25 protein-coding genes are annotated in these 25754 nt (G+C 63.6%); 13 read left to right on the top strand and 12 right to left on the bottom strand.

What is annotated here, in order from left to right; genetic code table 11:
* Positions 1 to 237: 237 nt before the first annotated feature.
* Entirely contained in the window at positions 238 to 1260 is a 1023-nt protein-coding gene (locus L981_RS08365) for a LacI family DNA-binding transcriptional regulator (protein WP_043613806.1), read from the top strand.
* Positions 1261 to 1434: 174 nt separating this feature from the next.
* On the opposite strand, the gene L981_RS08360 is transcribed toward L981_RS08365, so the two are convergent.
* The gene (locus L981_RS08360) at positions 1435 to 1632 is read right to left on the bottom strand and encodes a hypothetical protein (RefSeq protein WP_043613804.1); all 198 of its coding nucleotides are present in this window, start codon (positions 1630 to 1632) and stop codon (positions 1435 to 1437) included.
* A 625-nt stretch (positions 1633 to 2257) separates the two neighbouring features.
* Between L981_RS08360 and L981_RS08355 the strand changes: the two genes are divergently transcribed.
* On the top strand, positions 2258 to 3253 hold the full coding sequence (locus tag L981_RS08355; protein WP_043613801.1) for a GlxA family transcriptional regulator: 996 nt from the start codon (positions 2258 to 2260) through the stop codon (positions 3251 to 3253).
* Between the two features lie 66 nt (positions 3254 to 3319).
* On the opposite strand, the gene L981_RS08350 is transcribed toward L981_RS08355, so the two are convergent.
* A complete protein-coding gene (locus L981_RS08350; RefSeq protein ID WP_043613798.1) occupies positions 3320 to 4258 on the bottom strand; it encodes an MYG1 family protein in 939 nt (312 codons plus the stop codon).
* 271 nt (positions 4259 to 4529) lie between these two features.
* Positions 4530 to 4829, bottom strand: a complete 300-nt coding sequence (locus L981_RS08345; protein ID WP_043613796.1) for an antibiotic biosynthesis monooxygenase — start codon at positions 4827 to 4829, stop codon at positions 4530 to 4532.
* Positions 4830 to 5192: 363 nt separating this feature from the next.
* On the opposite strand from L981_RS08345, the gene L981_RS08340 reads away from it, so the two are divergent.
* From L981_RS08340 to L981_RS08300, 9 genes are all read left to right on the top strand, one after another.
* Positions 5193 to 7667, top strand: a complete 2475-nt coding sequence (locus tag L981_RS08340; RefSeq protein WP_043613898.1) for a heavy metal translocating P-type ATPase — start codon at positions 5193 to 5195, stop codon at positions 7665 to 7667.
* A 99-nt stretch (positions 7668 to 7766) separates the two neighbouring features.
* Entirely contained in the window at positions 7767 to 8237 is a 471-nt protein-coding gene (gene cueR / locus L981_RS08335) for a Cu(I)-responsive transcriptional regulator (RefSeq protein ID WP_034799282.1), read from the top strand.
* A gap of 95 nt (positions 8238 to 8332) precedes the next feature.
* Positions 8333 to 8722, top strand: a complete 390-nt coding sequence (locus tag L981_RS08330; protein WP_156134007.1) for a hypothetical protein — start codon at positions 8333 to 8335, stop codon at positions 8720 to 8722.
* Positions 8723 to 8920: 198 nt separating this feature from the next.
* Positions 8921 to 9151: a hypothetical protein gene (locus L981_RS08325; protein ID WP_043613790.1), complete on the top strand. Its 231-nt coding sequence runs from the start codon at positions 8921 to 8923 to the stop codon at positions 9149 to 9151.
* A complete protein-coding gene (locus tag L981_RS08320) occupies positions 9148 to 10605 on the top strand; it encodes a TolC family protein (RefSeq protein WP_043613788.1) in 1458 nt (485 codons plus the stop codon). Before L981_RS08325 ends, L981_RS08320 begins: the two co-directional genes overlap by 4 nt.
* 67 nt (positions 10606 to 10672) lie before the next feature.
* A complete protein-coding gene (locus L981_RS08315) occupies positions 10673 to 12010 on the top strand; it encodes a multicopper oxidase family protein (protein WP_043613785.1) in 1338 nt (445 codons plus the stop codon).
* Positions 12011 to 12060: 50 nt separating this feature from the next.
* Entirely contained in the window at positions 12061 to 12546 is a 486-nt protein-coding gene (locus tag L981_RS08310) for a plastocyanin/azurin family copper-binding protein (protein WP_043613783.1), read from the top strand.
* A gap of 27 nt (positions 12547 to 12573) precedes the next feature.
* Positions 12574 to 12861 carry a copper-binding protein gene (locus tag L981_RS08305; RefSeq protein WP_043613781.1) on the top strand — a complete coding sequence of 96 codons (288 nt, stop codon included), beginning with the start codon at positions 12574 to 12576 and terminating at the stop codon, positions 12859 to 12861.
* 90 nt (positions 12862 to 12951) lie between these two features.
* The gene (locus tag L981_RS08300) at positions 12952 to 13410 is read left to right on the top strand and encodes a DUF411 domain-containing protein (protein WP_052201672.1); all 459 of its coding nucleotides are present in this window, start codon (positions 12952 to 12954) and stop codon (positions 13408 to 13410) included.
* 114 nt (positions 13411 to 13524) lie between these two features.
* Here the strand turns inward: L981_RS08300 and L981_RS08295 are convergent, their stop codons facing one another.
* Together L981_RS08295 and L981_RS08290 are read right to left on the bottom strand one after the other, a co-directional pair.
* Positions 13525 to 13920, bottom strand: coding sequence for a VOC family protein (locus L981_RS08295; protein WP_043613777.1), 396 nt, complete (start codon positions 13918 to 13920; stop codon positions 13525 to 13527).
* 122 nt (positions 13921 to 14042) lie between these two features.
* Positions 14043 to 14759 (bottom strand): phosphoribosyltransferase, encoded by a 717-nt coding sequence (locus L981_RS08290; RefSeq protein ID WP_256364278.1) that lies wholly within the window; start codon positions 14757 to 14759, stop codon positions 14043 to 14045.
* Between the two features lie 156 nt (positions 14760 to 14915).
* On the opposite strand from L981_RS08290, the gene L981_RS08285 reads away from it, so the two are divergent.
* Positions 14916 to 16091: a M20 aminoacylase family protein gene (locus L981_RS08285; protein ID WP_043613773.1), complete on the top strand. Its 1176-nt coding sequence runs from the start codon at positions 14916 to 14918 to the stop codon at positions 16089 to 16091.
* Between the two features lie 137 nt (positions 16092 to 16228).
* Here the strand turns inward: L981_RS08285 and L981_RS08280 are convergent, their stop codons facing one another.
* The 7 genes from L981_RS08280 to L981_RS08250 all read right to left on the bottom strand — a co-directional run bounded on the left by L981_RS08280 (position 16229) and on the right by L981_RS08250 (position 23764).
* Complete coding sequence (locus L981_RS08280; protein WP_052201663.1) at positions 16229 to 17986, bottom strand: adenine deaminase C-terminal domain-containing protein; 1758 nt, start codon at positions 17984 to 17986, stop codon at positions 16229 to 16231.
* A 26-nt stretch (positions 17987 to 18012) separates the two neighbouring features.
* On the bottom strand, positions 18013 to 18933 hold the full coding sequence (locus L981_RS08275; RefSeq protein ID WP_043613769.1) for a nucleoside hydrolase: 921 nt from the start codon (positions 18931 to 18933) through the stop codon (positions 18013 to 18015).
* A 6-nt stretch (positions 18934 to 18939) separates the two neighbouring features.
* Positions 18940 to 19968, bottom strand: a complete 1029-nt coding sequence (locus L981_RS08270) for an ABC transporter ATP-binding protein (protein ID WP_043613767.1) — start codon at positions 19966 to 19968, stop codon at positions 18940 to 18942.
* On the bottom strand, positions 19961 to 20740 hold the full coding sequence (locus tag L981_RS08265; protein WP_043613765.1) for an ABC transporter permease: 780 nt from the start codon (positions 20738 to 20740) through the stop codon (positions 19961 to 19963). Before L981_RS08265 ends, L981_RS08270 begins: the two co-directional genes overlap by 8 nt.
* On the bottom strand, positions 20737 to 21564 hold the full coding sequence (locus L981_RS08260; RefSeq protein WP_043613763.1) for an ABC transporter permease: 828 nt from the start codon (positions 21562 to 21564) through the stop codon (positions 20737 to 20739). Before L981_RS08260 ends, L981_RS08265 begins: the two co-directional genes overlap by 4 nt.
* A 104-nt stretch (positions 21565 to 21668) precedes the next feature.
* Positions 21669 to 22688, bottom strand: a complete 1020-nt coding sequence (locus L981_RS08255) for a PotD/PotF family extracellular solute-binding protein (RefSeq protein ID WP_043613760.1) — start codon at positions 22686 to 22688, stop codon at positions 21669 to 21671.
* Entirely contained in the window at positions 22685 to 23764 is a 1080-nt protein-coding gene (locus L981_RS08250; protein WP_043613758.1) for a LacI family DNA-binding transcriptional regulator, read from the bottom strand. The genes L981_RS08255 and L981_RS08250 overlap by 4 nt, the downstream gene beginning before the upstream one ends.
* A gap of 433 nt (positions 23765 to 24197) precedes the next feature.
* Here L981_RS08250 and L981_RS08245 point away from each other — a divergent pair, with 433 nt between their 5' ends.
* Positions 24198 to 25742, top strand: a complete 1545-nt coding sequence (locus L981_RS08245) for an ABC transporter substrate-binding protein (RefSeq protein ID WP_043613756.1) — start codon at positions 24198 to 24200, stop codon at positions 25740 to 25742.
* Positions 25743 to 25754 lie beyond the last annotated feature (12 nt).

Below are 25754 nucleotides of genomic sequence, written 5' to 3'. Positions count from 1 at the left end.
CTTGTACCTTCTGACCTCCATCAGAAGGAAGCGCCCTGACCGGGCGGTGGCGTACCTAAATCCTCTTGGCACGAGCGGCGGGCGCGGCCGCATTCAGGGCCTGCGTTCTTCGCTGAAGGATTCATAACTGAGGTGCGCACCTCAGTGCAAGCGATTTTTGAGGTGCGCACATCAATTCTTGATTTCGCGGCGATTTTGGTGGAGTAGATTGGGGACGATACACACTGGGAGTTCCGCATGCGGCCAACAGCCAAGGATCTTGCTGAGGCAGCGGGGTTGAGCCTCGCAACCGTCGACCGCGTGCTGAACGACAGGCCGAATGTCAGCCCGAAGGCTGTCCGCAGCGTCAACGAAGCCATTGAGCGTATTGGGTTTATTCGAAACCCGGCGGCCGTTAGCCTGGCCCGCAACAAGAGCTATCGGTTCCGGTTCGTGCTGCCGACGAGCGGCGACCTCTATCTGGCGGAACTCATCCACCGTGTCGAGGAGGCGCGTGTGTCGATGAAGGGCGACCTCGTCGACCTCGACGTCGTCCAGATCCCGATCGACGACCCGCACAAGGTCGCAAAATATCTCGCCGACATCGACGAGAACGAATTCGACGGGATCGCGATGATGGCGCCGGAATCGCCGCAGGTCCGCGATGCGATCGGCCGCCTGATCGAACGCGGCGTCAAGTTCGTGCAGTTCCTGTCCGGGCAGGAAAAGCTCCCCACCGCAGATTTCGTCGGCGTCGACAACTATGCCGCCGGCGCGACCGCGGCCAAGATCATCGGTCGGTTTGTCGGCCAGAGGGCCGGAAAAGTCCTGATCGTGGCCGAGACGATGCAGTCGCTCGACAGCATCCAGCGCCGCTTCGGCTTCGACGATGTCGTCAACTCACAGTTCCCGCACCTGCAGTGTCTGCCCTCGGTCGAGACCCACGGCGACGAGCGTAGGGCCACCCAGATTCTCCAGAGAGTTCTGGAAAATAATCAAGAGGTTGCGGCGATCTACGTGCTGAGTTCCGAGGCGAGGATTCCACTCGAGGGAGCCGCGTCCCTCACCGATCTGCAGGAGATCACGGTGGTCGTCCACGAGCGCACCCCCTTCAGTGAACGCGGCCTGCGCGACGCCAGCATCGACGCCGTCATCGCCCAGGATCCGGGCCACGCGGTGCGCAGCGCCATCCGCATCATGCGCGCGCGGACCGATTTTCGCGAACCGCACGCCGCTCAGGACAAGATCAGGATAGAGGTCCTCCTCAAGGAAAACCTTTAAGCCACCGCGTGGCGCATACATCTTTGACGTGCGCACCCCAAGCGATCGGGCGCAACGCCAGATCGCGATAGCGCCGCCGCCGCGCGCGCATTCCCTACGCAGTCGACGACAACCCTCGCTCGACGCGATCGAAGACAGGACGAGACTGCTAAAGAATGTAGGTGGACGCTGTGATCAGGCGCGCGCTTTGGCGCGCACCGTCTCCGGCTGCGCGGGCGGTTGCCGGCTGGCGCTGCCGCCATAATTCACCAGCATCTGCATGGCTTTCTCTATGCCCGCGGGACTGTTCGGGTCGGTGTCGTTGGCGCGACACCATTCCTCGTGCTGCTGTTTGATGACGTCCATGTCGGCGGTAGAGAATGTGCCGGGCATCGTCGCCCTCCCTTTAATAATCACACCAAAGAGAAAACTATCACAACGGCGGAAAGAGGCTCCCCGCACAACTGGGGGGTTTGCGCCCTCGAACAGCAAATTCCTTTGCACAGGTGCCTGCGACGCAGAGCCATGACTGGCACCGGAACGTTGCGCGCCGAGGCAAACTTGACACGATCGGCGGCATCGCGTCAGCATGAGCCTACTCAGAGCCACGACCTGGGGAGGCTCGCAGCTCGGCGGACGTCCGAGCAAACGCGTTCCGGCCCAGTCGCGACAAAGGGAGGGAAAAGATGGGTTATGATTGGAGCGGCTCACGCGAACGGCGAATGAAGGTTGCACGCTTCAGTGCGGCGCTGACACTGGCCGCAATGTTCGTAACCGTGGCGGCGCAGGTCGTGACGAGAGCAATCTGAGCCCGACCTCTTCGTTATGATGAGGACGAAGACGCCCTCATCCGGGCGTCGACCTCCCGCGCCACACCATGGGGTGCCGGAAGAACCGAACCCCGGCTCCCATGGACAGCAAAAGGCAAGTCTCGGCCGCCAGCGGCCACCTCTCCGGATATGTCCGAGCACGCTCGACAGCGAACGGGAGATCTTGGCGGCGCGAGCATGAAGGGCAAATGACGACGACCATCAAATCCAGCGAGACACAGCCCGAGCGTCTCAAGATCGGCTTCGTTCTGGCGCGGTCCTTCACCCTTTCGGCATTCGCGCTGTTCATCGACACGCTGCGGCTTGCGAGCGACGAGCTCGACAAGTCCGGCCGCATCCGCGCGGACTGGCAGGTCCTGGGCAACACGCGGCACCTCATCGCCTCCAGCTGCGGCGTGCAGGTGGCGCCGACATCCGACCTCGTCGACCCTGCCGGGTTCAACTACATCGTCGTGGTCGGCGGCCTGCTCAACAGCAAGCAGCCGATCGACGACGACACGATCCGCTTTCTCCAGAAGGCGGCGGCGCGCAGGGTGCCTCTGATCGGCCTCTGCACCGGGACCTTCGTGCTTGCCGAAGCGGGCCTGATGACCGGGCACACCGTCTGCGTGAGCTGGCTTCATTATCAGGCGTTCCGCGAACGTTTCCCCGATCTCAAGGTTCGCTCGGACCGCCTCTTCAATCTCGACCGCACCCGCGGGTCCTGCGCGGGTGGCAGCAGTGCCGCCGACATGGCAGCCCATATCGTGCGCCTGCACATCAGCAAGGAAGCGGAGCGGAATGCGCTGGAGGTGCTGCAGATCGACAAGGCGCGCTCGCATCTTCATGTCCAGCCGAGAAAGCCGCTGGCGATCGAGAGCAACGACCCGCGCCTGAACGCCGCCCTCATCATCATGGAGCAGCATACGGACAACACGCTGTCGATCCCGGAACTGGCCGCATCCGTCGGCCTGTCCCGACGGCAGCTCGAACGCCTGTTCATGGACAAGGCGAAGATGTCGCCGGCGCTGGTCTATCGGAAGTTTCGGCTGGAACGCGCCAAGCATCTGCTGACGCAGACGAAGGCGCCGCTGATCGACATCGCGCTCGAAGTCGGCTTCGAGAACGCCGGCCACTTCTCGCGGATTTTTGCGAAGACCTACGGTCAATCACCGAGCAAGTTCAGAGCCACGCTTTCGGCGTGACCCGTCCCAGGCGGCCCGGCCAATGGCACACAGGCCATAGCCGCCGCCGTCGGCTCGTCGGTATCCTCAGGCCTGACCGCTACCCGCTGTCGCGGCTTCCTTGACGGCGAGTTTCGCCATGGCGAGCGCTGCCTCCCGCGTCGCTGCCGCCGCGATGAAACGGCCGTTGTGGCAGAACCGCGCGCCGGCCACGCCGCAAGCCGCCTCCAGTTCGCCGTTCGTCAGGCCGGCCCAGGCAGCCGGGAGATCGGCGCGCAGCTCGAACCCTTCGTCGGCCTTGCGAATGCCCGTCAGGCACCAGTCGTTCTCGCGCGGATGAACGACGAACAGCAGGTGGTCGGCGCCAGCCTTCACGATCGCCGGGCGGAAAGGCATGCCCCGCGGCAGTTCGAGCACGCGGCTCTCACCGGCAAGGGCGATCTGCGCAAGCACGAGCGCCTCGGCCCGAAGCTTTGCGGCGCGCTGCGACACGCCAGCCTCGACGAAGGCGCGCGCGATCGAGAGGGCCTGATGGAAGCTGCGATCCTCGACCTCCTGGCCGCCTTCGTCGAAGACAGGCTTCAAGGTCTCCAGCAGCGCCGACAGCGTCAGCCCCGCCAAAGGCCCGGCAACGGAAGGATCGAGCGCGCCGTTGTCGACCAGATCGATCGGCAGCACGAACCGCGCATCGAAGGCGGCATGAACCGCCTCTACATGGGCCTCGGGAACGCCGAACGCAGCCAGATAGGCGCGGCCGTAATGCTTCCAGATCAGGCCGAACGAACTGTAGGGCTGGCCATCCTCTCGCATCGGCGCCCCGCGCTGATGGTGGTCGAACAGCCCAGCCTCGGCATCATACTGGCCGCCGACATCGTAGATGATACGGTCCGTCCCCGGCTTCAGCCATTCCGGCGCCCGGGTGCGAACGAGGCGAGCCTCGGGGAAAAGCCGCGTAAGAATGACGCTGGAAAGTAGTTCGTCGGCGTGGAAACCACCGGAATGGGTAACGAGAAAGTCTGGGATCATTCCGAATGGCCTTATGGTTCGTGACGCGTGTGTGCGGCACGACATAGCCATTGCCTGCGGTGACCTCAACCCGTCATCGCGCCTTCGTCGCAGTGTTCTGTTCTCAACGCTCCCAAATCCGGCGCGAGATGTCGCGCCGCTTCTGACATTGCCCCACATGTTCACGACCCGACGACATCACCGCCGTCAGATCCGCGACCTTAGCAGCCAACTCCCTCCCCGCCGACCGACCAGCGGAGCCGTTGCAACCACCTTTCTCAGCCACATTGCCCTAACGCGCCATTTCGAAGATCGCCTCGCCGGAAATCGGGTCCGTGACCCCGAGATCCTGACCGAGTTCCAGGAGCGTATCGCGGAACGTGTCGAGGTTCGCCTTCATCATGGGACGTGCCGCAGCGATCGCCTCAAGACTTTCCCATTCGGCAATTGAGAAATACGATCCATCCGCAGCCTTGCTGAGCGCCATCTTCCGCAAACCTTCAAAGTCGCGAAGAGCGCTGCGGAAAAGGTGCTCGAACCGTTCCTCTTGACCGGGTCTCACGCGGAAACGGACACAATTGTAAGCCGTCATCCTAACCTCCCTATGGGACGCAACTTCTACAGGATGGATCCGATACGGTTCACTCGCAAGAGGCAGGCAAAGTGCGGTTGCAGCCTTGGATCGCCAGCAAGCCTGAGAGCCATTCGACCTGAGCTTTGACAAGTCTCCCGGGCCTCGCGGTCAAGCTTGCGTCAAGGACGCTGCGACCATGCGTTGCGGGCAATATCGCTGCGGTGACAGGCGTCTCCCGGCCGCTCCGAAGATGGCGCGCAGAAATCTCCTTTTCGCCCTTGACCTTCCCATCGTTGGAAGCCCCATGTTGCGACAAAAGACAGAGAAAGGAGCACGATCATGGGATCTGTGACCCCCATTAGAACGAACGATCTCGAAGCGATGTCCGCCGCGGCATTAAGCGCCAGCATTCCCGTCGAGGGCATGACCTGCGCATCCTGCGTGGCGCGCGTCGAGAAGGCGATTCGCGCCGTGCCTGGTGTCACCGAAGCCTCGGTCAACCTCGCAACCGAACGCGCCGACGTCCGCTTCGATGCCAGCACCAAGTCCGCCGATATCGTCAAGGCGATCGAGAATGCCGGATATGGTGCGGCCGAAGACACGATCGAGCTCGCCATCGAAGGCATGACCTGCGCCTCCTGCGTCGCGCGCATCGAAAAGGCGCTGAAGACCGTGCCGGGTGTCACCGAGGCCAACGTCAACCTGGCGACGGAGCGCGCGTCGGTGCGCGTAACCAGGGGTATCGCCACGGCCGCCGCACTCGAAGAAGCGGTCCGCGTTGCCGGCTATGCCGCCAAGCGCATCACCGGCGACGAAAGCGTCGACCGCGAAGGCGAGAAGCGCGAACAGGAGACCCGCAAGCTTGCGCGCTCGCTGCTGATTGCCGGCGTGCTGACGCTGCCGATCTTCGTGCTTGAAATGGGCTCGCACTTCATCCCGGCCGTGCACGAATTCGTCATGAACAATATCGGCATGCAGGAAAGCTGGTATCTGCAGTTCGTGCTGACGACGCTGGTGCTCTTCGGCCCGGGCCTGCGCTTCTACCAGAAGGGCGTTCCCGCCCTCTTCCGCCTGGCGCCCGATATGAACTCGCTGGTCGCGATCGGCACGTCCGCCGCCTGGATCTATTCGGTCGTCGCAACCTTCGCGCCCGACCTTCTGCCTGATGGTACGGCCAACGTCTATTACGAAGCCGCTGCCGTCATCGTCACGCTGATCCTGCTCGGCCGGTTCCTGGAGGCGCGCGCCAAGGGCCGGACCTCCGAGGCGATCAAGCACCTGATGGGCCTGCAGGCAAAGACCGCCCGCGTCATCCGCAACGGCGAGACGATCGAGGTTCCGCTGTCCGACGTGCAGACCGGCGACACCGTCGTCGTGCGTCCGGGCGACCGGGTTCCGGTCGATGGCAGCGTCCTCGACGGTAATTCCTATGTCGACGAATCGATGATCACCGGCGAACCGGTTCCGGTCGAAAAGATCGCCGGCAGCGAGGTGGTCGGCGGCACGATCAACAAGACCGGCTCCTTCACCTTCCGCGCCACCAAGGTCGGCGCCGATACGGTGCTGGCGCAGATTATCAAGATGGTCGAGCAGGCCCAGGGCGCCAAGCTGCCGATCCAGTCGCTGGTCGACCGTGTCACCGCCTGGTTCGTGCCGGCCGTCATCGCGATTGCGCTTGTGACCTTCGGCATCTGGCTTGTCTTCGGTCCCGATCCGGCGCTCACCTTCGCGCTCGTCAACGGCGTCGCCGTGCTGATCATCGCCTGCCCCTGCGCCATGGGTCTTGCCACGCCGACCTCGATCATGGTTGGCACCGGCCGCGCCGCCGAAATGGGCGTGCTCTTCCGCAAGGGCGAGGCGCTGCAGACGCTGCGCAACGCCGCCGTCATCGCCGTCGACAAGACCGGAACGCTGACCAAGGGCCGGCCGGAACTGACCGACCTCGAAACCGCCGAAGGCTTCGACCATGACACGGTGCTGAGGCTGGTCGCCGCCGTCGAAACCCGCTCCGAGCACCCGATCGCCGAAGCGATCGTCGAGGCGGCCAAGGCAAAGGGTCTTGGTATCGCTGAACCGGCCAGGTTCGAGGCGATCCCCGGGTTCGGCGCCAGCGCCGAGGTCTCGGGCCGCTCCGTCCATGTGGGTGCCGACCGGCTGATGACGCAATTGAAGCTCGACGTGTCCGCCTTCGCCGACCAGGCGGCCCGCCTCGGCTCGGAAGGCAAGAGCCCGCTCTATGCGGCGATCGACGGCAAGCTTGCGGCGATCATCGCGGTTGCCGACCCGATCAAGGAGACGACGCCGCAGGCGATCCGCATGCTGCACGATCTCGGCCTCAAGGTCGCGATGATCACCGGCGACAATCGTCGCACCGCCGAGGCGATCGCCGCCAAGCTCGGCATCGACGAGGTCATCGCCGAAGTGCTGCCGGACGGTAAGGTCGCGGCCCTCAAGAAGCTGAAGCAAGGCGGGCGCGCGGTCGCCTTCGTCGGCGACGGCATCAACGATGCGCCGGCGCTCGCCGAAGCCGATGTCGGCCTCGCGATCGGCACCGGTACGGACGTTGCCATCGAAAGCGCCGACGTGGTGCTGATGTCGGGTGATCTCTTGGGTGTGCCGAATGCGATCGCACTGTCGAAGGCGACGATCCGCAACATCAAGGAGAACCTGTTCTGGGCCTTTGCCTATAACGCGGTACTGATCCCGGTTGCCGCCGGCGCGCTCTACCCGGTCTACGGCCTCCTGCTGTCGCCGATCTTCGCGGCCGGCGCCATGGCGCTGTCGAGCGTCTTCGTGCTCGGCAATGCGCTCCGGCTTCGGGCCTTTCGCCCGGTTGCCGCAGCACAGGCGGCCTAGGTTCGATCGTCTCCCCGGCTCTCGCCAGCATGGCGGAAGCCGGGGAGAGCCCTTATATTCTCAAGGGATTGGCCGCACGGCGGTAACAAGGATGACATCATGAATATCGGCGAAGCTTCCCGCGCCTCCGGCGTCTCGACGAAAATGATCCGCTATTACGAGACGATCGGCCTCATCCCGCAGGCCGACCGCAGCGAAGCCGGCTATCGCAACTATGGCGACAACGACGTCCATACGCTGCGCTTCATTCGGCGCTCGCGCGATCTCGGTTTCACCGTCGAGCAGATGGCCGACCTTTTGGCGCTCTGGCGCGACCGCGAGCGCGCCAGCGGCGAGGTCAAGAAGATCGCGCTCGAACATGTCGAGATCCTGGAGCGCAAGGCCGAGGAATTGAAGGCGATGAGCCGGACGCTCAAGCATCTCGCCGCCCATTGTCATGGCGACGGGCGCCCGGACTGCCCCATTCTCGAGGATCTCGCCGACGCCACGAACGCGCCGACGAAGGCAACCGAGCCCGCCCGCTTCGGTACGGCCGGCATCGATCCGGTCCGCAACCGACGGCACGGGTGACGACGCGTGTGCAGCCCCGGAGGCCTCACGCATTCGTGACGGCGCCAGGCGCAAGCAGCATTGACAGGAATCAAAGGCGTTTCTACGGATCGATCATGGAGAAGGTGCGAACCACATATCTGCGTTTGCTGATAGTGCTCAAGCTGGCGATCGCTTTGTCGCTGGCCGTGCTGCCCTTTTCCACCGCGTCCGGCATGATGCATGCGGCCGCGCACGGCTCGATGCAGATCGAGGCAGCCGCCAATCCGATGCAAGCTGCGACCGAGCATTGCCCGAGCCTCGACAAGGGCAAGGTGAAGCCGGCACAGGAAAACGGCAACGCGGACAAGAAGGATTGCTGCAAGACCTTCTGCGCCGCCGTCGCGGTGCTTGGCGATGTCGACGGCAGCCATCCGGCTTTCCCACGCTCGGTCCGCAACTTCGGCCCGCACCCGCAGCTCACCCCCGGTGAGCTCGACGGTCTTCATCGCCCCCCAAGAGCCTGATTTCGTGAACCTGTGACCGCTGCCGCGGGCTTCTTTGGTCCTTGCCGACTAAAGGATCTGTGGCGGTGCGAAGCGCTGCCGTGGCTTCCGCGTGTCCGATGAGACGCTCGCCCCACCTCTAGCGCGGTCCGCGACAAGGCCCGCCCGGTTTCATCCGGTCGACCGCCGACCTCTGCCATTCACATTTCAGGTTTGACCATGAAACGTTTGTTTTCCATGGCGCTCCTGCCCATGATCCTGGGCGGATGCGCTGCCACATTGCCTGCCGAGGTCTCAAGCCTTGGCGATCCCGCCAACAGCACGAGCGGCATTCGAAGCACGCAGTATCGCAGCCCCATTTCGGGCTACACCCACCGCGAACCGACCGGCCCCAAGGCCTGGGGACCGCTCAACGACGCGCAATCGACCGCCAAGGGAGACGCGTCATGAGGCTTCGCAAACTCAACCTCGCAGCAGCCATCGGCCTGCCTCTCGTGCTCGCCGGCTGCGTGACCGAATACTCGGCCAAGGACGCGGGCTTCACCACCGTGGATGCCAAGGTCTCGACGGCCGCGACCAAGAAGAGCGTCTGGATCCAGAACCGCGAACAGGCCGACAAGGTCAACGCCGAGGTCAAGGCGCTGCTGAAGCGCAAGACCATCGACGCCGATACGGCCGTTCAGATCGCCCTTCTCAACAACAAGGGCCTGCAGGCGGCCTATGCCGATCTCGGCGATGCGTCGGCGGATGCCTGGCAGGCGACCTTGTTCCTCAACCCCACCGTCTCGATCGGCACGACCGGGATCGGCACGCCGGAACTGCAGGCCTATAAGGCGATCGAGGGGCTCGTCACGACCAACATCCTGGCGCTCCTGACCCGCGACAAGACGATCGCCATTGCCGATGCGCGTTTCCGCCAGGCGCAGCTCAACGCGGCGCTCAGCACACTGCAGCTGGCGGCCGAAACCCGCCGCGCCTGGATCGAAGCGGTTGCCGCTTGGGAAACCGTCGCGCAGTTGAACCAGGCGCAGGCGGCGGCAGACGCCTCCTCGGAGCTCGCCGCAAAACTTGGCGAAACCGGCGCCATGGGCAAGGGCAACCAGGCGCGCGAGCACGTCTTCAACGCCGAACTCGCCGGCCAGACGGCCGAAGCCCGGCTTGCGGCGCGTCTTGCCAAGGAGAACTTGACGCGCCTGATGGGTCTCTGGGGTTCCGACGTCGATTACCAGGTACCCAACCGCCTGCCGAACCTGCCGAAGACGCTGGCGCGCAAGGACAGCATCGAGGCGGAAGCACTGAAGCGCCGCGTCGACCTGCAGATCGCCCGCCTCGATCTCGAGGCGGTGGCCAAGTCCTACAAGCTCACCGAGGCGACCCGCTATGTCACCGACCTCGAGCTCATCGCCGGAGCGGAAGCGGAACGGGAGAAGGAGGACGACGGCACCAAGGTCGAGACAACAGGCCAGTTCGAGCTCGAATTCGTGATCCCGATCTTCGACAGCGGCAGCGCGCGCATGCGCAAGTCCGAGCTTGCCCATATGCGCTCGGCGAACCTTTTGGCGGAAAAGGCGGTCAACATCCGCTCGGAAGCGCGATCGGCCTATGAGGCCTACCGCTCGCGCTACGACATCGCCCGGCACTACCGCAACAACGTCGTGCCGCTGCGCAACAAGATCGAGGAAGAAGCGACCCTCAGCTACAACGGCATGATCACCAGCACCTTCGAGCTGCTTGCCGACGTCAGGGCCAAGGTCAATTCGACCGTGCTCTCCGTCAACGCGAAGCGCGATTTCTGGCTGGCCGATGCCGACCTGATGACCGCCATCCACGGCGGCGGATCAGGTGGCGCGGCTGGAGGGGCGGCAGCACCCGCGGCAGCGGAAGCCGGCGGCGCCGGGCACTAGGGCGGGTTGAGGAAAAATGTGTGCGGTTTTCCGTACGCATCCCGCCTAATTCAAAAAGGATCAGATCATGTTCAACAGAAGAAACTTCCTCGGCGCCGGTGCTGCTCTCGTTTCGACCGCCGCCTGGGCGCAAACCTCCAACTCCGGGCTGCCCGAAGCGGCAAGCATGGACAATGCCACGACCCAGAAGCCGCTCGCGCCGACGAGCGGACCGGACTACAACCCGGTCGTCACCCTCAACGGCTGGACGCTGCCGCACCGGGTGAACAACGGCGTCAAGGAGTTCCACCTTGTCGCCGAGCCGGTCGAACGCGAGATGGCCGACGGCATGACCGCCTATCTCTGGGGCTACAACGGCCAGTCGCCGGGCCCGACGATCGAGGCGGTCGAGGGCGATCGCGTCAGGATTTTCGTCACCAACAAGCTGCCGGAGCACACCACCATCCATTGGCACGGCATGATCCTGCCCTCGGGCATGGACGGTGTCGGCGGCTTGTCGCAGCCGCATATCCCCGCCGGCAAGACCTATGTCTACGAGTTCGACCTCGTGAAGTCCGGCACCTTCATGTACCACCCCCATGCCGACGAGATGGTGCAGATGGCCATGGGCATGATGGGGTTCTTCGTGGTGCATCCGAAGGATCCGAACTTCATGCGCGTCGACCGCGACTTCGTGTTCCTGCTCAATGCCTATGACATCGATCCCGGCACCTATGTGCCGCGCATCATGGAAATGACCGACTTCAACATGTGGTGCTGGAACAGCCGGATCTTTCCGGACATCGACCCGCTGGTCGTATCCAAGAACGACCGGGTGCGGGTCAGGGTCGGCAACCTCACCATGACCAACCATCCGATCCACATGCATGGTTACGACTTCGAGGTCACCTGCACCGACGGCGGCTGGGTCAGGCCGGAGGCACGCTGGCCGGAAGTGTCGATCGACATCCCCGTCGGCGCCATGCGCGCCTACGAGTTCGACGCGAAGTACGAGGGCGACTGGGCGATCCATTGCCACAAGTCGCACCACACGATGAACGCCATGGGTCACGATATCCCGACCTTCATCGGCGCCGACAAGAAATCGGTCGCGGAAAAGATCCGCAAGGTGAAGCCCGACTACATGCCCATGGGTACGGCCGGCATGGCCGACATGGGCGAAATGGAAATGCCGCTCCCCGACAACACGATCCCGATGATGACCGGCTGGGGTCCGCACGGCGCGTTGGAGATGGGCGGCATGTTCTCGGTGGTGAAGGTGCGCGAAGGCATCTCCGCCGGCGATTACAGCGATCCTGGCTGGTACGAAAACCCGCCGGGAACACAGGCCTGGGAATGGACCGGTGCGTTGCCGGAACCGACGCGGGCCAAGGATGCCAAGACCGTGCTCACGCCCAAACCGTGAGAGGGCGGCCGACTGCAATGAACTCTTTCAAATCCATCAGGAACATTACGATGAAGAAATCAGCATTCGCTCTGGCGCTCGTTGTCGCCTCCGCCCTGTCCTCCCAGGCCCTCGCCAGCGGCAGCCACGCCGGTGGCCACGACAAGGTGTCGATCGGCGAGCCCGGCGACAGCAAGAAGTCGACGCAGACGATCCGCGTCACCATGAAGGAAACCGACGACGGCAAGATGATCTTCACGCCCTCGACCATCAAGGTTCGCCAGGGCCAGACGGTCCATTTCGCGATCAAGAACGCCGGCGAACTCGCGCATGAATTCGTGCTCGACGACAAGGCGACGATCCAGGAACACAAGATCACCATGGAGAAGTTCCCGGACATGGAGCACGACGACCCGAACGCCATCCGGCTCGAGCCCGGCAAGTCCGGAGACATCTACTGGACCTTCACCAATGACGGCACCTTCGAATTCGCCTGCCTGGTGCCGGGCCACTACGACGCCGGCATGCACGGCCCGCTCGACGTCGTGAAGAAGTAACCCGAGAAAACAGGAAAGGATGAAACCATGAAAACCGTAGGTACCCTCTTTGCAGCGCTCGCGCTCACCGTTTCCGCCACCTTCGCTCTGCCCGCTTATGCGGCGGAGTTCACCAAGGGCGTGGTCAAGAAGATCGACACCAAGGCCAAGAAGGTGACGATCGACCATGAGGATCTGAAGAACCTCGACATGCCGGCCATGACCATGGTGTTCCGCGCCGACGACGCGGTGCTTGCCAAACTCAAGGAAGGTGCTGCGATCGAATTCGTGGCCGATCGGGTCAACGGCAAGCTCACGGTGACCGAGGTCAAGTAAACTGCGGCAAACCGCCCGGGTCGACTTTGCGCGGCCCGGGCGTCACAATCCTTAAAATCAGGAAGAAACGGAAAGGAGTGTTCGATGAACGTGTTACGCAGGCATTTCGTTGCAGGCACGATTGCGGGCATCACCCTCTTGGCAACAGGCGCAGTCGCGGCAACCGGAACCATGGCGGTCTACAAGGATCCGCAATGCGGTTGCTGCGAACTATGGGCGGACGCGATGGAAGCGGCCGGCTACAAGGTCGAGGTGCGCGACGAGGCCGACATGTCGGCGATCAAGACGCGCTTTGCGGTTCCCGCCGACATGGAAGGCTGCCATACCGCCGTCATCGACGGCTATGTCATCGAGGGGCATGTGCCGCTCGAAGCGGTCAGGAAGCTGCTCTCGGAAAAGCCTGATGTCGCAGGCATCGCGGTTCCCGGCATGCCCTCGGGCTCGCTCGGCATGGGCAACGATCCGCAAGCCTCCTACGATGTCTACACGATCGCCAAGGCAGGCGGCGCGAAATCGACGGTCTATTATCAGGTCCGGCCGGCGAACTAAGAGCCGATCCCAGCCGTTCAACGCCCTCTGGGCGGTCTTGCACGAGACAGTTCGGGCGCCGCCGCGATCGCGGCGGTGCCCGAACTTTGACGTCGCCTCGCCAATTGACATGCCCTAGGCTGCCGTGCCGGCGGCGCCCAAGTCCTGTGGCTCTCCGATCTCGATTGCATGCCCGTCCGGGTCGTAGAATCGAAAGACGCGCTGGCCCCACGCCTGCAGCTCGATCGGATGGATCAACTCCACATGCGGTGCGATGCGCGCGAAGGCTGCGTCTACATCGTCATCCTCGAAGTACAGGAGCACGTTTTTCCGCCCATAGGGTTCGCCCGGAGACAGGTCCTGCCGCCAGATCGTCCGCTCGAGCGCGCGTCCTTCGTGGATGGCAAAGCCGCCCTCGAAAAGCACGAAGTCGCCGAAGTCCTCGCGGATCGTCAGACCAAGTACTGTCTCGTAAAAGATCCGAGATCGGTCGATGTCGCCGACAAAGGGGATCGGATTGATGAAGCGCATGAATTGCCTCGCTGCCGCAACGCCGGGTCGAGGCTAGCGCGCTGCGGTCGCAGGAGGCAAAGGAATTTGTTCGGGCAAGAGCGCTGGCACGTTCGGGCGACTGGGTGGCAGCCGTCGCTCGATCAAGCCCCTCGCCAGCTGGCGTCCTCGTTGCGGGTCAGCAGCGGCGTCCGGAACACCTCGACGACACGCTCCGGCCAATGCGGCGCGCGGTCGGCGAGCGGCTGGCGCCAGCGCTCGGTCTGCAGCATGGCGGCACCGATCGCGACCGGCTCGATGCCGCAGGTCTCCATCAGCGTCAGCCCGGCAAGGATAGACGTACCGCTGGAAATTACGTCGTCGATCAGCGCCACCCGTTTTCCTTCAAGCAACGGCAGCATGCGCGGATCGACATAGAGCCGCTTCTTCTGGTCGGGCGTCGTGATCGAGGAAAGTGGGACGGAGAGATCGTCGACATACCAGAATTTTCTCGAGGTCCCGAGCGGCACGTAGCGGCTGTGGCCGAGCTTGCGGGCGACGGCCGAGGCGAGCGTGAGGCCGAGCGTCGGCAGGCCGGCGACGACTTCAGGCTCATAGGGCGCGAGCTTGGCGGCCAGTTCCGTTGCCAGCGCATCCTCGACGGCAAAGCTCGCCTGATTGACGATCATGGAGGCCAGCGCGTGCTTGCCGTCGGAAAGCGGGCGGATCGGCAACAGGATCTGCCTGCCATCGCCGAGAGACGCCGGGAAGAAATCGCGATAACCTGCCTGAATGTCGAAGCTTTTCGGCGGGTAGATTTCCTGCCAGAAGTCGTGGGGCTGCATCGGTCCGGTCCTCGTCTGCGCGCTTTCGCCCGAAATGAAAGGCGATCAAAAAGGCCGGCTTGCTGTTCTGGTTCCGGCCGTTTTCGTCTATACCGTTTGCGACTTCGATCAAACCGAAAGGGCGCCGCGGCTGAAGCAAAGCACGCGGAATTCACAAGCCCCTTCGCGCAATGAACATGGGAATGCCAGCCGATGCGCCTGCCAGACGGAATAGCCGACGACCTCACCTTCCTCACCGACTTCCGTCGCGATCTGCACGCCCATCCTGAACTCGGCTTCGAGGAGGTCCGCACCAGCGACCTCGTTGCCAAGTGGCTTGAGGATGCGGGTCTAAAGGTCCATCGTGGCCTAGGAAAAACCGGCGTCGTCGGTACGCTGCAGGTCGGCAACGGCACCCGCTCGATCGGCCTTCGCGCCGATATGGATGCGCTCGCCATGCCGGAGATCGCCGACCGTCCCTACAAATCCCGCGAGGCCGGCAAGATGCATGCCTGTGGTCATGACGGCCACACGACAATGCTGCTCGGCGCTGCCCGCCATTTGGCGAAGACCCGCAATTTCTCCGGCACCGTACATTTCATCTTCCAGCCGGCCGAGGAAGGCCGCGGCGGCGCCAAGCGCATGGTCGAAGACGAGCTGTTTAAGCTCTTCCCCTGCGACGCCGTTTATGGCCTGCACAACATGCCCGGTCTCGATCCGGACGAAATGGCCGTCGTGGCCGGCCCGCAGCTCGCCTCATCCGATAGCTGGCGTGTCACCTTCCGCGGCGTCGGCACCCATGGGGCCAAGCCGCATCTCGGCCGCGATCCGGTAACGGCATCAGGCACCTTCCTTGCCTCGCTGCAGTCGATCGTCGGCCGCGTCGTCGACCCCTTGCAGCCGGCCGTCGTCAGCGCCTGCTCCGTGCGCGCCGGCGACCCGAAGGCGCTCAACGTCATCCCCGATATCGTCGAGATTGGCGGCACCGCCCGCGCCTATACGCCCGAAGTGCGCGACCAGCTCGAAACAGAGATCGGCCGTCTCGCGCGCGGTACGGCAGAGATGTACGGGATTTCCGTCGATTACGAATTCGAGCGCCGCATTCCGCCCGTCGTCAACGACGCCGATGCCACGGCCCGGGCGTTGAAAGCCGCTCGCGCCGTCTTTGGCGACAAGACCCGCACGGCGTTTCCGCCGTCGACCGCCGGCGACGATTTCGCCTTCTTCGGGCTGGAGGCGCCCGGCTGCTACGTCTGGCTCGGCAACGGCCCCGCCGTCGACGGCGCGCTGCATCACAACACCGCCTATGATTTCAACGACGAAGCGATCGGTCCGGGCGCCGCCTTCTGGTCGACCCTGGTGGAGCAGGAACTGGCACAGGCGGAGTAACGCGTGCACCGCGAAGATGCTCGCGGGAACCCGTGTTCTCAAGGATTTAGAGCCAGCGCTTAAAGAGCGAGGCTGCCCGCCTCGACGGAAGTGACTTCGGACTTCAACGGCCGCCCAGGCAGGGCGGCCGTTGAATGTCAGGCTTCAAGGATCTCGAGGATCGGGCTTTCCATGACCGTGCCCGTCGCCACGTCGGCAATGCCGCGATCGGTTTGGTGCGGGCCGGCATTGCAGGCAAGCGTCGCGCCGAAGCAGGCCTTGAAGACCAGGTATGGCGGCTGCCAATCGACGATGCGGCCGACCGCTTCGCGGAGTGCTGCAAAGCTGTCCGCCACCTCTTCCAGCGGCGTCTCGGAAACCAGCCCGGCAAGCGGCAACGGCAGGAGCGCGTCAACCTTGCCACCGGACGCGACGGCCATGCCGCCGCCGGCAGCAATCACCGCATTGGCCGCGATCGCCATATCCTGCGCATTGCCGCCGAAGACCGTGAGGTTGTGGCTGTCATGCGAAACCGTGGTCGCAAAGGCGCCGCGCCAGGTGCCCCAGCTCGACAACAGACCAACGCGCGGTCGGCTGTCGGCGCGCCCATGTCGATGCGCGACGGCGATCAGCGTCGTGCCCTCAGGCGGGACGACGAAGCCGCCCTCGACCGTAGCAACGGCTTCGCCCCACTGGGTGAAGCGAGGCCGGTCGATGGTCGCGACGCGGACCTTCGTGCCATCTGCCGGAATACGGAAATCGTTCTCCGACAGCGGCGCGATCTTCATCGTGCCGAGTAGCGCTTGAGAAGCGATACCGCTCAGCGGCTCGATCATCCGTCCGGCATCTGCAATCACTTTGCCATCGACAATGACGGTGCGCGCACGGAAATCAGCAAGATCCCCGAAGAGCACGATATCCGCCCGGCGGCCCGGCGCCACGAGCCCGAGATCGTGGCGGCCGAGGCGCACCGCGCCGTTCAGCGTTGCCGCCCGAAGCGCCCATTCGGCGGGCAGGCCGTAGCGCACCAGTCGACGAACGACGTCGTCGAGGCCGCCGGCATGGGCGAGATCGTCGGGGAAGACGTCGTCAGTGCAGAGCGTTACCGTCTGAGGAAGATGGCCCAGAGCCTTGATCGTCTTGACGAAATCCGGCAGCAGGTGGTCGTGCGAGCCGCGCAGTTCGATCGACAGACCAGCCCGGAGCTTTGCCAAGAGATCGTCGCCCGAGACCAGCTCATGGTCGGAGCTGACGCCAGCCGTCACGAAGGCCTGGAGATCAGAGCCGGCAAGACTGCGCGCATGGCCGTTGACCGGCTTGCCGGCCGCAAGCCCCGCCTGGACGATCCCGGTGATGCGCGCTTCGCCGTCGATGACGCCGCGCATGTTCATCATTTCGGCGATACCGCCGATTTCCGGCCAACTCAGAATGTCGGCAATCACACCAGCGTCGAAATCGGCACCGGCCAATTCAAGGCCGGGTGCCGAGGGCACGCTGGAGGGCGCCAGCAGCACCGTGCGCAGCGGCAGATCGCGACTGGCGTCCGCCGCCCAGCGCACGCCGGCAACGCCGTTGACATTGCCGAACTCATGCGGATCCCAGACGACGGTCGTCACGCCACGCGGCAGCACCGCATTGGCGTAGGTCGCCGGCGTCACCATGGAGCTTTCGACGTGCATGTGCGTGTCGATCAGGCCGGGCGAAACGAAAGCGCCGGTGGCATCAACGACGGTTACTGCGTCACTGCGCGCGCCCGGTTCGTGGACGCTTGCGATCAACGATCCGACGAGGCCGATATCGGCCGGACGAAGCTCTCCGGTCACCACGTCGACGAGCGTGCCGCCCGAAATCAGAACGTCGAACGGCTCGGCACCACGCGCTGCGGCCACTGCCCGGCTGCGGAGCGCCGCATCCATCAAGTCCCGAGGCTGCTCTATGAAACTCACTTCTGCGCTTCCTTCATCAGGGCGCCCAGGATTTGTGCCCGCGTCGTCTCGACATGGGCATCGACAGCATATTCGGCATTGAAGATCGCATGGCTTTCGCGCGTTTCGACGACGGTACGCCCGCGCGTCAGCGTCCCGCCGAGTTCGACATCGATGCGCGCCTTACGAAACGAGATCGCGCCTGGATTGACGAAGGCAACGGCGGCGCAAGGATCATAGATCGCCATGCCGGGCCGGCCACGGCTGGTGCCGATCGAGATGAAGCCGGCAAGCAGATCGGCGATGAGGGCGGCATGGACGCCGCCGGCCGAGCGGATCGGCGCGACGTCATCGGGGTAGGCAAAGACCTTGCGGCAAAGATCGAGATCGACCATGCGCAGCGGCAGGCCATGCGCGATCACGATCGCCAACGCTTCAGGATCGGCAAAGGCGTTGAACTCTGCAGATGCCGTATGGTTGCCGCTGGTGACACCGCCGCCCATCCAGGTGAGATCGGTGATCCGGCTGGCCAGATCCGGACGGGCAAGGCAAAGGGCAGCGAGATTGGTGAGCGGTCCGAGTGCCAGAATGCGCTTCGGCCCCTCCGGCTCCAGCCAGGCGCAAAGGGCGGCAAAGGCGTCGCTTGCCGGCAAGGCGTCAGCCTCCGGCAGCGTCAGGCCGGCGGTCGGCATGCCGGCTTCGCCGAGAATGCGTTCGGCGGTTTCGAGCTTGCCGAGCACCGGAAGGGCACGGCCTTCGTGGATGGGGAAAGCCCAGCCGAAGGCGCGCGCGGCACTGGCTGCATTGCGCTTCACCCGGTCAAGCGGCGTGTTGCCGAAGACGAGCGAAACTCCGTCGATTTCTTCACCGGCATGAAGGACGACAAGCACGGCGGCGATGTCGTCGAACCCCATGTCCGTATCGATCCAGACACCCATTCGACCTTACCCGAACTTCTTGAGGCGCGCGGCCTTCTCGACCGGCAGGTCGAAGGCGATGGCAGAGCCGGTTTCACGGGCTGCAAGCGCTGCGTCCTCTTCCGCCTTGATGGCGCCGAGCGGCGTGTCGAGCAGATACTCGCGCGTGCTGCCGGAGAAAGAGGCTCCGCGCACGGTGCCTTGGAAAGGACCTGAACCAAGGGTCACCATGCGCGGACGCCACGCAAGCCCTGCCGTGTCAGGCGGCAGGGATCCGGAAAGATCGATCGGGCCGTTTTCGGCCTTCAGCTTGCCGCCTTCGACGGCAAAGATGTTTTCGAAACCGACGAAATCGGCGACGAAGCGCGAGATCGGGCGGTTGTAGATATCCTCGGGCGTGCCGATCTGCTCGATCGCGCCGTTCAGCATGACAACGATGCGGTCCGCCAGCGACAGGGCTTCGCCCTGATCGTGGGTGACGAAGATCATCGTGACGCCGGTTTCCTTCTGCACGCGCTGCAGCTCCGTGCGCATTTCGAGGCGCAGGCGAGCATCGAGGTTCGACAGCGGCTCGTCGAGAAGCAGCACCTTCGGTTCCATCACCATGGAACGCGCCAGCGCCACGCGCTGCTGCTGGCCGCCCGAAAGCTCGCCCGGCTTGCGGGCCGAGAACTTGGAAAGCCCGACCGACTTCAGCCCGGCCGTTACCTTGCTCTCGATCTCGGCCGCCGGCAGCTTCTTCAGGCGCAGGCCGAAGGCGACGTTCTCGAAAACCGTGAGGTGCGGGAACAACGCATAGGACTGGAAGACGAGACCGACGGAACGCTTGTTGGCGGAGACGCGGGTGATGTCGGCACCATCGAGCTTGATTGCACCGGAAGCGGGCGTCAGGAGACCGGCAATCGAGCGCATCGTCGTGGTCTTGCCGCAACCGGACGGTCCGAGGAACGCCACCAGTTCGCCCTTGCGGATCGAAAGGTCGAGGTCCTTCACCGCAACGGTGTCGCCATAGGCGAGCGTCAGTTTTTCAAGGCTGAGGAAAGCGGCGTCAGACATAGCGAGAGAATCCCAGGAAGCGTTCGGCAAGGAAGACGATGCCGATGGACATGAAGGCAAGCAGCGCGGAGAGGGCGGCGACCGACGGATCGTAGGTGATCTCCATGTAGGAGAGCATGTCGATCGGCAACGTGCGCACACCGGGGCCGGAAAGGAAGAGCGACACCGGCACCTGGTTGAAGCTCGTCACGAAGCCGAGGATGAAGGCGGCAAGAATGCCGCTGCGGATGTTCGGCATCACCACGCGGAAGAAAGCGCCGGCGCGCGACGAGCCGAGCAGCACGGCTGCCTCCTCGATGTCGGAGCGCAGGTTGTTGAGGCTCGCCGAGACGACCCGTACCGCATAGGGCAGGACCAACGCGGTATGGGCGAGAAACAGCGTCAGCGTGATGTTGAGGCCGAAGGGCACGACGATGTAGCGCAGCAGTGCCAGGCCGACGATGATGCCGGGCACGATGATCGGCAAGGAGACGATCGTGCGGATGGTTTCGCCGAAAGGCAGCTTGTAGCGCGACAGTGCGTAAGAGGCGGGAACGCCGAGCACGAGAGCGGCCGCGGTGCCGCCGATCGCCAGCAGCATCGAGATCGCGAAGCTCTCCTGGAAGCTCTCGACCGTGAAGACCTTGGCGACCCACTTGAGCGAGAAGCCCTGCGGCGGGAAGGCCAGCGTCTCGCCGCCCGAAAGCGACGCGGCAACGATGATGAAGAACGGCCCGATCAGGAAGGCGATCACCAGGAAGAGGACGAGCGGAGTAAAGATACGAGGGGTCATCGCTTGTTCCTCGCAGTGGCAAGCCGTTTCAGGAGAAGATTGGCGGCAAAGCTCATGACGATCAGGATGAAGGCGATGACGCTTGCGGCGACGAAGTCGTTGGCGACGGTGACGCGCTGGTAGAGCAGCGTTTCAAGCATCAGCACCTTGGAGCCGCCGAGGATCGCAGGCGTGATATAGGCGGTGAGCGAACCGGTGAAAACCAGCGTTCCGCCGATCACAAGGCCTTCCTTGGTCAGCGGCAGGATCACCTTGAAGAACACCTGGAACCAGTTGGCGCCGAGAACGCGGGCGGCCGGGATCGCATCCTTCGGCATGTTCTCGAGCGCGCTGATCAAGGACAGGATCATCAGCGGCAGGAACAGCTGCAGCAGACCGATGAACACGGCGGTCTCGGTGAAGAGGAAGCGGATAGGCTCATCCGAAAGGCCGACGAGCTGGAGCGCCTGGTTGACGATGCCGGTGCGGCCGAGGATGACGATCCAGGCATAGGTGCGCGCAACCGACGAGATCATCAGCGGCAGCACGACAAGGCCGATCATCTGTCCCTTGTTGCGCGGCGACAGATTGACGATCGCAAAGGCCGCGGCATAGCCGATGACCGCCGAAACGACGGTAACCATCAGGCCGAGCCGGAAGGTGCGCAGGAAGACGGTGCGGTTCAGCGGATCGGAAAAGAAGGTCGTATAGGCCGACAGCGACCAGCTGTCTGCGCTGCGAAAGCCTTCCGCCAGCAGGATCACCACCGGCGCCAGAAAGACGATCGCCGCAAAGACCGCTGCGGGCAGAGCGAGCGCCAGGGCTTCGGCGCGGTTCTGGAACATCCTTCTTCCTTTCAAGGCATTCCTGGGCGCGTCTCATCGCGCCCGTCGCATCAGGTCTCCACCGGCGATCACGATCCGCCGGTGGAGGTCGCAATGGCTTGGTCTTACTGGCCGACCTGGGCGTTCCACTCCGACAGCCACGCTTCGCGGTTGTCGAGGGCGACGGCCGACGGGATCAGCTTGAGATTCTTCACGGTCTCTTCGCCGTAGGTCAGGTTTTCGGCGATCTCGGGCGACACCTTCACATCCTTGTTGGCCGGGCTGTCGACCAGCTTTTCGGCAAGTGCGGTCTGAACTTCGGTCGAAAGCCAGAAGTCCATGAACTGAAGTGCGAGATCCTGGTTCTTGCCGCCCTTGGTCAGTACCATCACGTTCATGCCGCCGGTCTGGCCTTCCTTAGGCGTTGCCCACTTGATCGGCAGGCCGAGCTTGGTGAAGCCTTCCCAGGAGAAACGACCGATCGGGGCGGCCCAGATTTCTTCCTGCTGCATCAGCTGAACGAGCTGCGAGGACTTGACGTAGAAGGTGACGATCTCGTCCTTCTTGGCGCCGACGGCGGCGATCGCTTCCTTGAGGTCAGGCGTGTTCTTGCCGATGGCTTCGCCGACCATGTAGAGCGCCGGCGGGCCCTGGTTGGTGGTGACGTTCGGGAAGGCAACGTGGCTGGCGTTCTTGTCGTCGAGAAGATCGGCCCAGGAGTTCACTTCCATCTTGTCCGAGCGATAGACGATCGAGGTTGCATAGAAGGTGTAGCCGACGCTCATGCCGTCGCCGTTCGGGTCTTTGGCAAGGTCATAGAGCTTGTTGAAGTTCGAAAGCTTCGAGGTATCGATCTTCTCGATCAGATCGGCGCGGGTGGCCGAAAGTGCGTCGGCCATCGACACGACGGCCATGTCGACCACCGGGCTTGCCTTGTTGGCTTCCATCTTCGCCAGACGCTCGACGCTGTTGCCGGTCTCGACGACGAGCTTGCAGCCGCACTTCTGTTCGAACGGCGTGTAGACCAGTTCCTTGAAGGCGTCTTGGGCAAAGCCGTAGACGGAAATGGTGAGGGTCTTTTCCTGGGCAGACGCAGGGGCGGCGACGAGCAAGAGCGCGCTCGAGGCAAGCAGGAACTTCTTCATGGCTGGGGTCCTCCTTCGGTGACGGATGTGGCTGCGGTGACAGTGGTATGAACGGGTTGAGACGCGGGCGGCGCTGCGGCCGATTGCCGGACGACCAGATGCATTGGCACCTTGGAGGTCGCCGCCGTAACCGGCGCACCGATCTCAGGATCGGACGGGTCGCGCTCGCTGATGGCCTTGACGAGCGCCGCGACGGCGACCGCCGCGATCTCGGTCATGTCCATGCGCGCCGTCGTCAGCGCCGGCGTGATGACCGGCGACCAGATCAGGTCGTCGAAACCGGTGACGCTTGCCTTTTCCGGCACATCGATGCCGGCGCGCTGCAATTCGGTGAGCGCCCGGAGCGCATGAAGATCGGAGATGCAGGCAAAGGCGGTGTAGCCTTCGGCCACCTTATCGGCGAGGCCGAGCGGACAGCCTTTGCCCGCCGCTTTTTCCAATGGCTCGATCCAGAGCGTATCGGTATGGCAGCCCTCGGCAAAGACCGAGCGGATGCCGCCGGCGCGGTCGTTCTGTACGTTCGAGGCGGGATTGTTGCCGATGATCAGCACCCGGCGGTGGCCGAGCGCCTTCAGATGCTCGGCGATCTGCTGGCCGCCACCCCAATGGTCGGCGGCAACCGTGTTTCCGGGGGTCGAGGGCGTATCGATGACGGCGACCGGACAGCCGACATCGGCGATGCGGGTGCCGCGCCTGGGCACGATCACTAGGCCATCGACGTCGCGATCGATCAGACGCTCGATCGCCTTGGTCTGGGTCGAGACGTCGCCGCGGGAGTCGGCGATCAGCACGCCATAGCCCGACGACGAAGCGGCGAGCTCGATTGCCTGGGCGATCTGCGGGAAGAGCGGATTGGCGATATCGGGAAGGACGAGACCGAGAACGCCGGTGCGGCCGGTGCGCAGGGCCCTGCCCGCCTGGCTCGGCACATAGCCGAGCTCGGCAGCGGTCGCGCGGATCTTTTCCACCATCTCGGCGGAGACGCGCCCCTTGCCAGAGAGCGCGTTGGAAACCGTCGCCGCGGAGACGCCCAGCGTTCTGGCAATCCTCGTCAGTTTTGGTCCGGAACGCGCCAAGACAGTGTTCCCGCTATCGCGTGATTAAACGATTAATCAGCCGATATATCAGAATCTCCCGACTGTCGAATCCTTTTGTCGACTCGTTGCATTTTGCAATTTTCGAGGGAAAGCCTACGCGAACAACAATCGATTTCTGTCTGACGCCCGGCATTCACAGCCAGCGGAAGGAATTCGCGCCAATTTGTCAAAGGGTGGCGGGCCTATCCGGGCCGGCCTGATATATCTCTGTCCACACCACGCGGTGAAAAGCGAAATGCGCATCTGCCCAACCGCCGCAATCGCGGGTACAAATTTCAACTTCGCCTGACAAAAGAAATCAATTTTCCCACTAAATTACTAGGGAATAAGTATGATGCACGGCAATCGTCCGATGGCTAGAATTCGGGCGGCGGTGCGATCCGCACAACAGGCATAAGCAGGAGTTTGGGACATGACTGGCACTATCATCGGCTTTGGCAAGACCGCGGGACAGGCCCGCCGGGCGCGCGGCGCAACCTTGGCAGCCACCACGCTGGCACTGGCTCTTGCGTCGAGCACGGCCGTCTTTGCCGAAGACGCCAAGTTCGACCCCAACGCCTCGATCACCATCGGCTCGCTCTATGAGCCGCAGAACCTCGACAACACCGCCGGTGCCGGCCAGGGCATCAACGAAGCCTTCAACGGCAATGTCTATGAGGCGCTGTTCACACTGACCGATGCCGGCGACGTCCAGCCGGGCCTCGTGGTCGAACAGAGCGTCAGCGAGGACGGCCTCACCTACACCTTCAAGCTTCGCTCGGGCGTGACCTTCCATTCCGGCGATCCGCTGACGGCAACCGACGTCAAGTACAGCATCGAGCGCGTGACGGCCGAGCAATCCAAGAGCTCGCGCAAGAAGAGCCTCGCGACCATCAGTGCGATCGAGACCCCCGACGACCAGACCGTCGTCGTCAAGCTGTCGGCGCGCTCAATCTCGCTGCCCTACAATCTGAGCTATGTCTGGGTCGTCAACGACGCGGCCAAGGACCTCAACGCCGGCGAAGACGGCACCGGCCCCTACCGCCTGGACGAATGGCGTCGCGGCTCGTCGCTGGCGCTTGTCCGCAACGACAAGTATTGGGGCACCGCCCCCACCAACGGCGAGGTCGTCTTCCAGTATTTCACCGACGCGACCGCGCTCAACAATGCGCTTCTGACCGGCGCCGTCGACATCATCACCAGCGTCCAGAGCCCGGACTCAATCGCCCAGTTCAAGGACAATCCCGACTTCACCGTCACCGCCGGCCAGTCGACCACCAAGGAACTGCTCGCCTTCAACGATCGCGTCGCGCCTTTCGACAACGTCAAGGTCAGAAAGGCCATCGCCCGCGCCATCGACGACAAGAAACTCCTGACCTCGATCTGGGGCGACTACGGCACGCTGATCGGCTCCTTCGTTCCGCCGACCGATCCGTGGTACGTGGACCTGACCGCCGTCGACGCCTATGACGTCGAAAGCGCAAAGGCGCTTCTGAAGGAAGCGGGCTTTGCCGATGGCTTCACTTTCAAGCTCGACACGCCGAACTACGATCCGCATCCGATCGTCGCGCAGTTCATCCAGAGTGAACTCGCCAAGGTCAACATCAAGGTCGAGATCAACGTGATCACCGCCAACGAGTGGTACACCAAGGTCTACAAGGCGCATGACTTCCAAGCGACGCTGCAGGAACACGTCAACCACCGCGACATCGTCTTTTACGGCAACCCGGACTTCTACTGGGGCTACAACAATCCCAAGGTCGTCGACCTGATCAAGGCGTCGGAAGCGGCCGCCAACACCGACGAGCAGACCGCCAAGCTCAAGGAAGCCAACACGATCATCGCCGAGGACGCAGCCAGCAACTGGCTCTACCTCTATCCGCAGATCGTCGTTTCGAGCTCGGCCGTGTCAGGCTATCCGGTGAACGGACTGAACTCGCAGTTCTTCGCCTACGGCATCAAGAAGAGCGAGCAGTAATCGAAACTGCTC

It is taken from the genome of Ensifer sp. ZNC0028, assembly GCF_000799055.1.
Lineage (GTDB): Bacteria > Pseudomonadota > Alphaproteobacteria > Rhizobiales > Rhizobiaceae > Ensifer.
Note: the sequence above shows the minus strand (reverse complement) of the source record. Positions and strands in the feature narration are given on the sequence as shown.

Coding starts and splice junctions, on each gene's coding strand:
- L981_RS08285 (WP_043613773.1), top strand. CDS start 14,916: ATGCGCCTGCCAGACGGAATAGCCGACGACCTCACCTTCCTCACCGAC.
- L981_RS08265 (WP_043613765.1), bottom strand. CDS start 20,740: ATGACCCCTCGTATCTTTACTCCGCTCGTCCTCTTCCTGGTGATCGCC.
- L981_RS08260 (WP_043613763.1), bottom strand. CDS start 21,564: ATGTTCCAGAACCGCGCCGAAGCCCTGGCGCTCGCTCTGCCCGCAGCG.
- L981_RS08365 (WP_043613806.1), top strand. CDS start 238: ATGCGGCCAACAGCCAAGGATCTTGCTGAGGCAGCGGGGTTGAGCCTC.
- L981_RS08295 (WP_043613777.1), bottom strand. CDS start 13,920: ATGCGCTTCATCAATCCGATCCCCTTTGTCGGCGACATCGACCGATCT.
- L981_RS08320 (WP_043613788.1), top strand. CDS start 9,148: ATGAGGCTTCGCAAACTCAACCTCGCAGCAGCCATCGGCCTGCCTCTC.
- L981_RS08275 (WP_043613769.1), bottom strand. CDS start 18,933: ATGGGTGTCTGGATCGATACGGACATGGGGTTCGACGACATCGCCGCC.
- L981_RS08255 (WP_043613760.1), bottom strand. CDS start 22,688: ATGAAGAAGTTCCTGCTTGCCTCGAGCGCGCTCTTGCTCGTCGCCGCC.
- L981_RS08270 (WP_043613767.1), bottom strand. CDS start 19,968: ATGTCTGACGCCGCTTTCCTCAGCCTTGAAAAACTGACGCTCGCCTAT.
- L981_RS08360 (WP_043613804.1), bottom strand. CDS start 1,632: ATGCCCGGCACATTCTCTACCGCCGACATGGACGTCATCAAACAGCAG.
- L981_RS08350 (WP_043613798.1), bottom strand. CDS start 4,258: ATGATCCCAGACTTTCTCGTTACCCATTCCGGTGGTTTCCACGCCGAC.
- L981_RS08315 (WP_043613785.1), top strand. CDS start 10,673: ATGTTCAACAGAAGAAACTTCCTCGGCGCCGGTGCTGCTCTCGTTTCG.
- L981_RS08305 (WP_043613781.1), top strand. CDS start 12,574: ATGAAAACCGTAGGTACCCTCTTTGCAGCGCTCGCGCTCACCGTTTCC.
- L981_RS08310 (WP_043613783.1), top strand. CDS start 12,061: ATGAAGAAATCAGCATTCGCTCTGGCGCTCGTTGTCGCCTCCGCCCTG.
- L981_RS08345 (WP_043613796.1), bottom strand. CDS start 4,829: ATGACGGCTTACAATTGTGTCCGTTTCCGCGTGAGACCCGGTCAAGAG.
- L981_RS08330 (WP_156134007.1), top strand. CDS start 8,333: ATGGAGAAGGTGCGAACCACATATCTGCGTTTGCTGATAGTGCTCAAG.
- L981_RS08280 (WP_052201663.1), bottom strand. CDS start 17,986: ATGGATGCGGCGCTCCGCAGCCGGGCAGTGGCCGCAGCGCGTGGTGCC.
- cueR (WP_034799282.1), top strand. CDS start 7,767: ATGAATATCGGCGAAGCTTCCCGCGCCTCCGGCGTCTCGACGAAAATG.
- L981_RS08325 (WP_043613790.1), top strand. CDS start 8,921: ATGAAACGTTTGTTTTCCATGGCGCTCCTGCCCATGATCCTGGGCGGA.
- L981_RS08355 (WP_043613801.1), top strand. CDS start 2,258: ATGACGACGACCATCAAATCCAGCGAGACACAGCCCGAGCGTCTCAAG.
- L981_RS08340 (WP_043613898.1), top strand. CDS start 5,193: ATGTCCGCCGCGGCATTAAGCGCCAGCATTCCCGTCGAGGGCATGACC.
- L981_RS08245 (WP_043613756.1), top strand. CDS start 24,198: ATGACTGGCACTATCATCGGCTTTGGCAAGACCGCGGGACAGGCCCGC.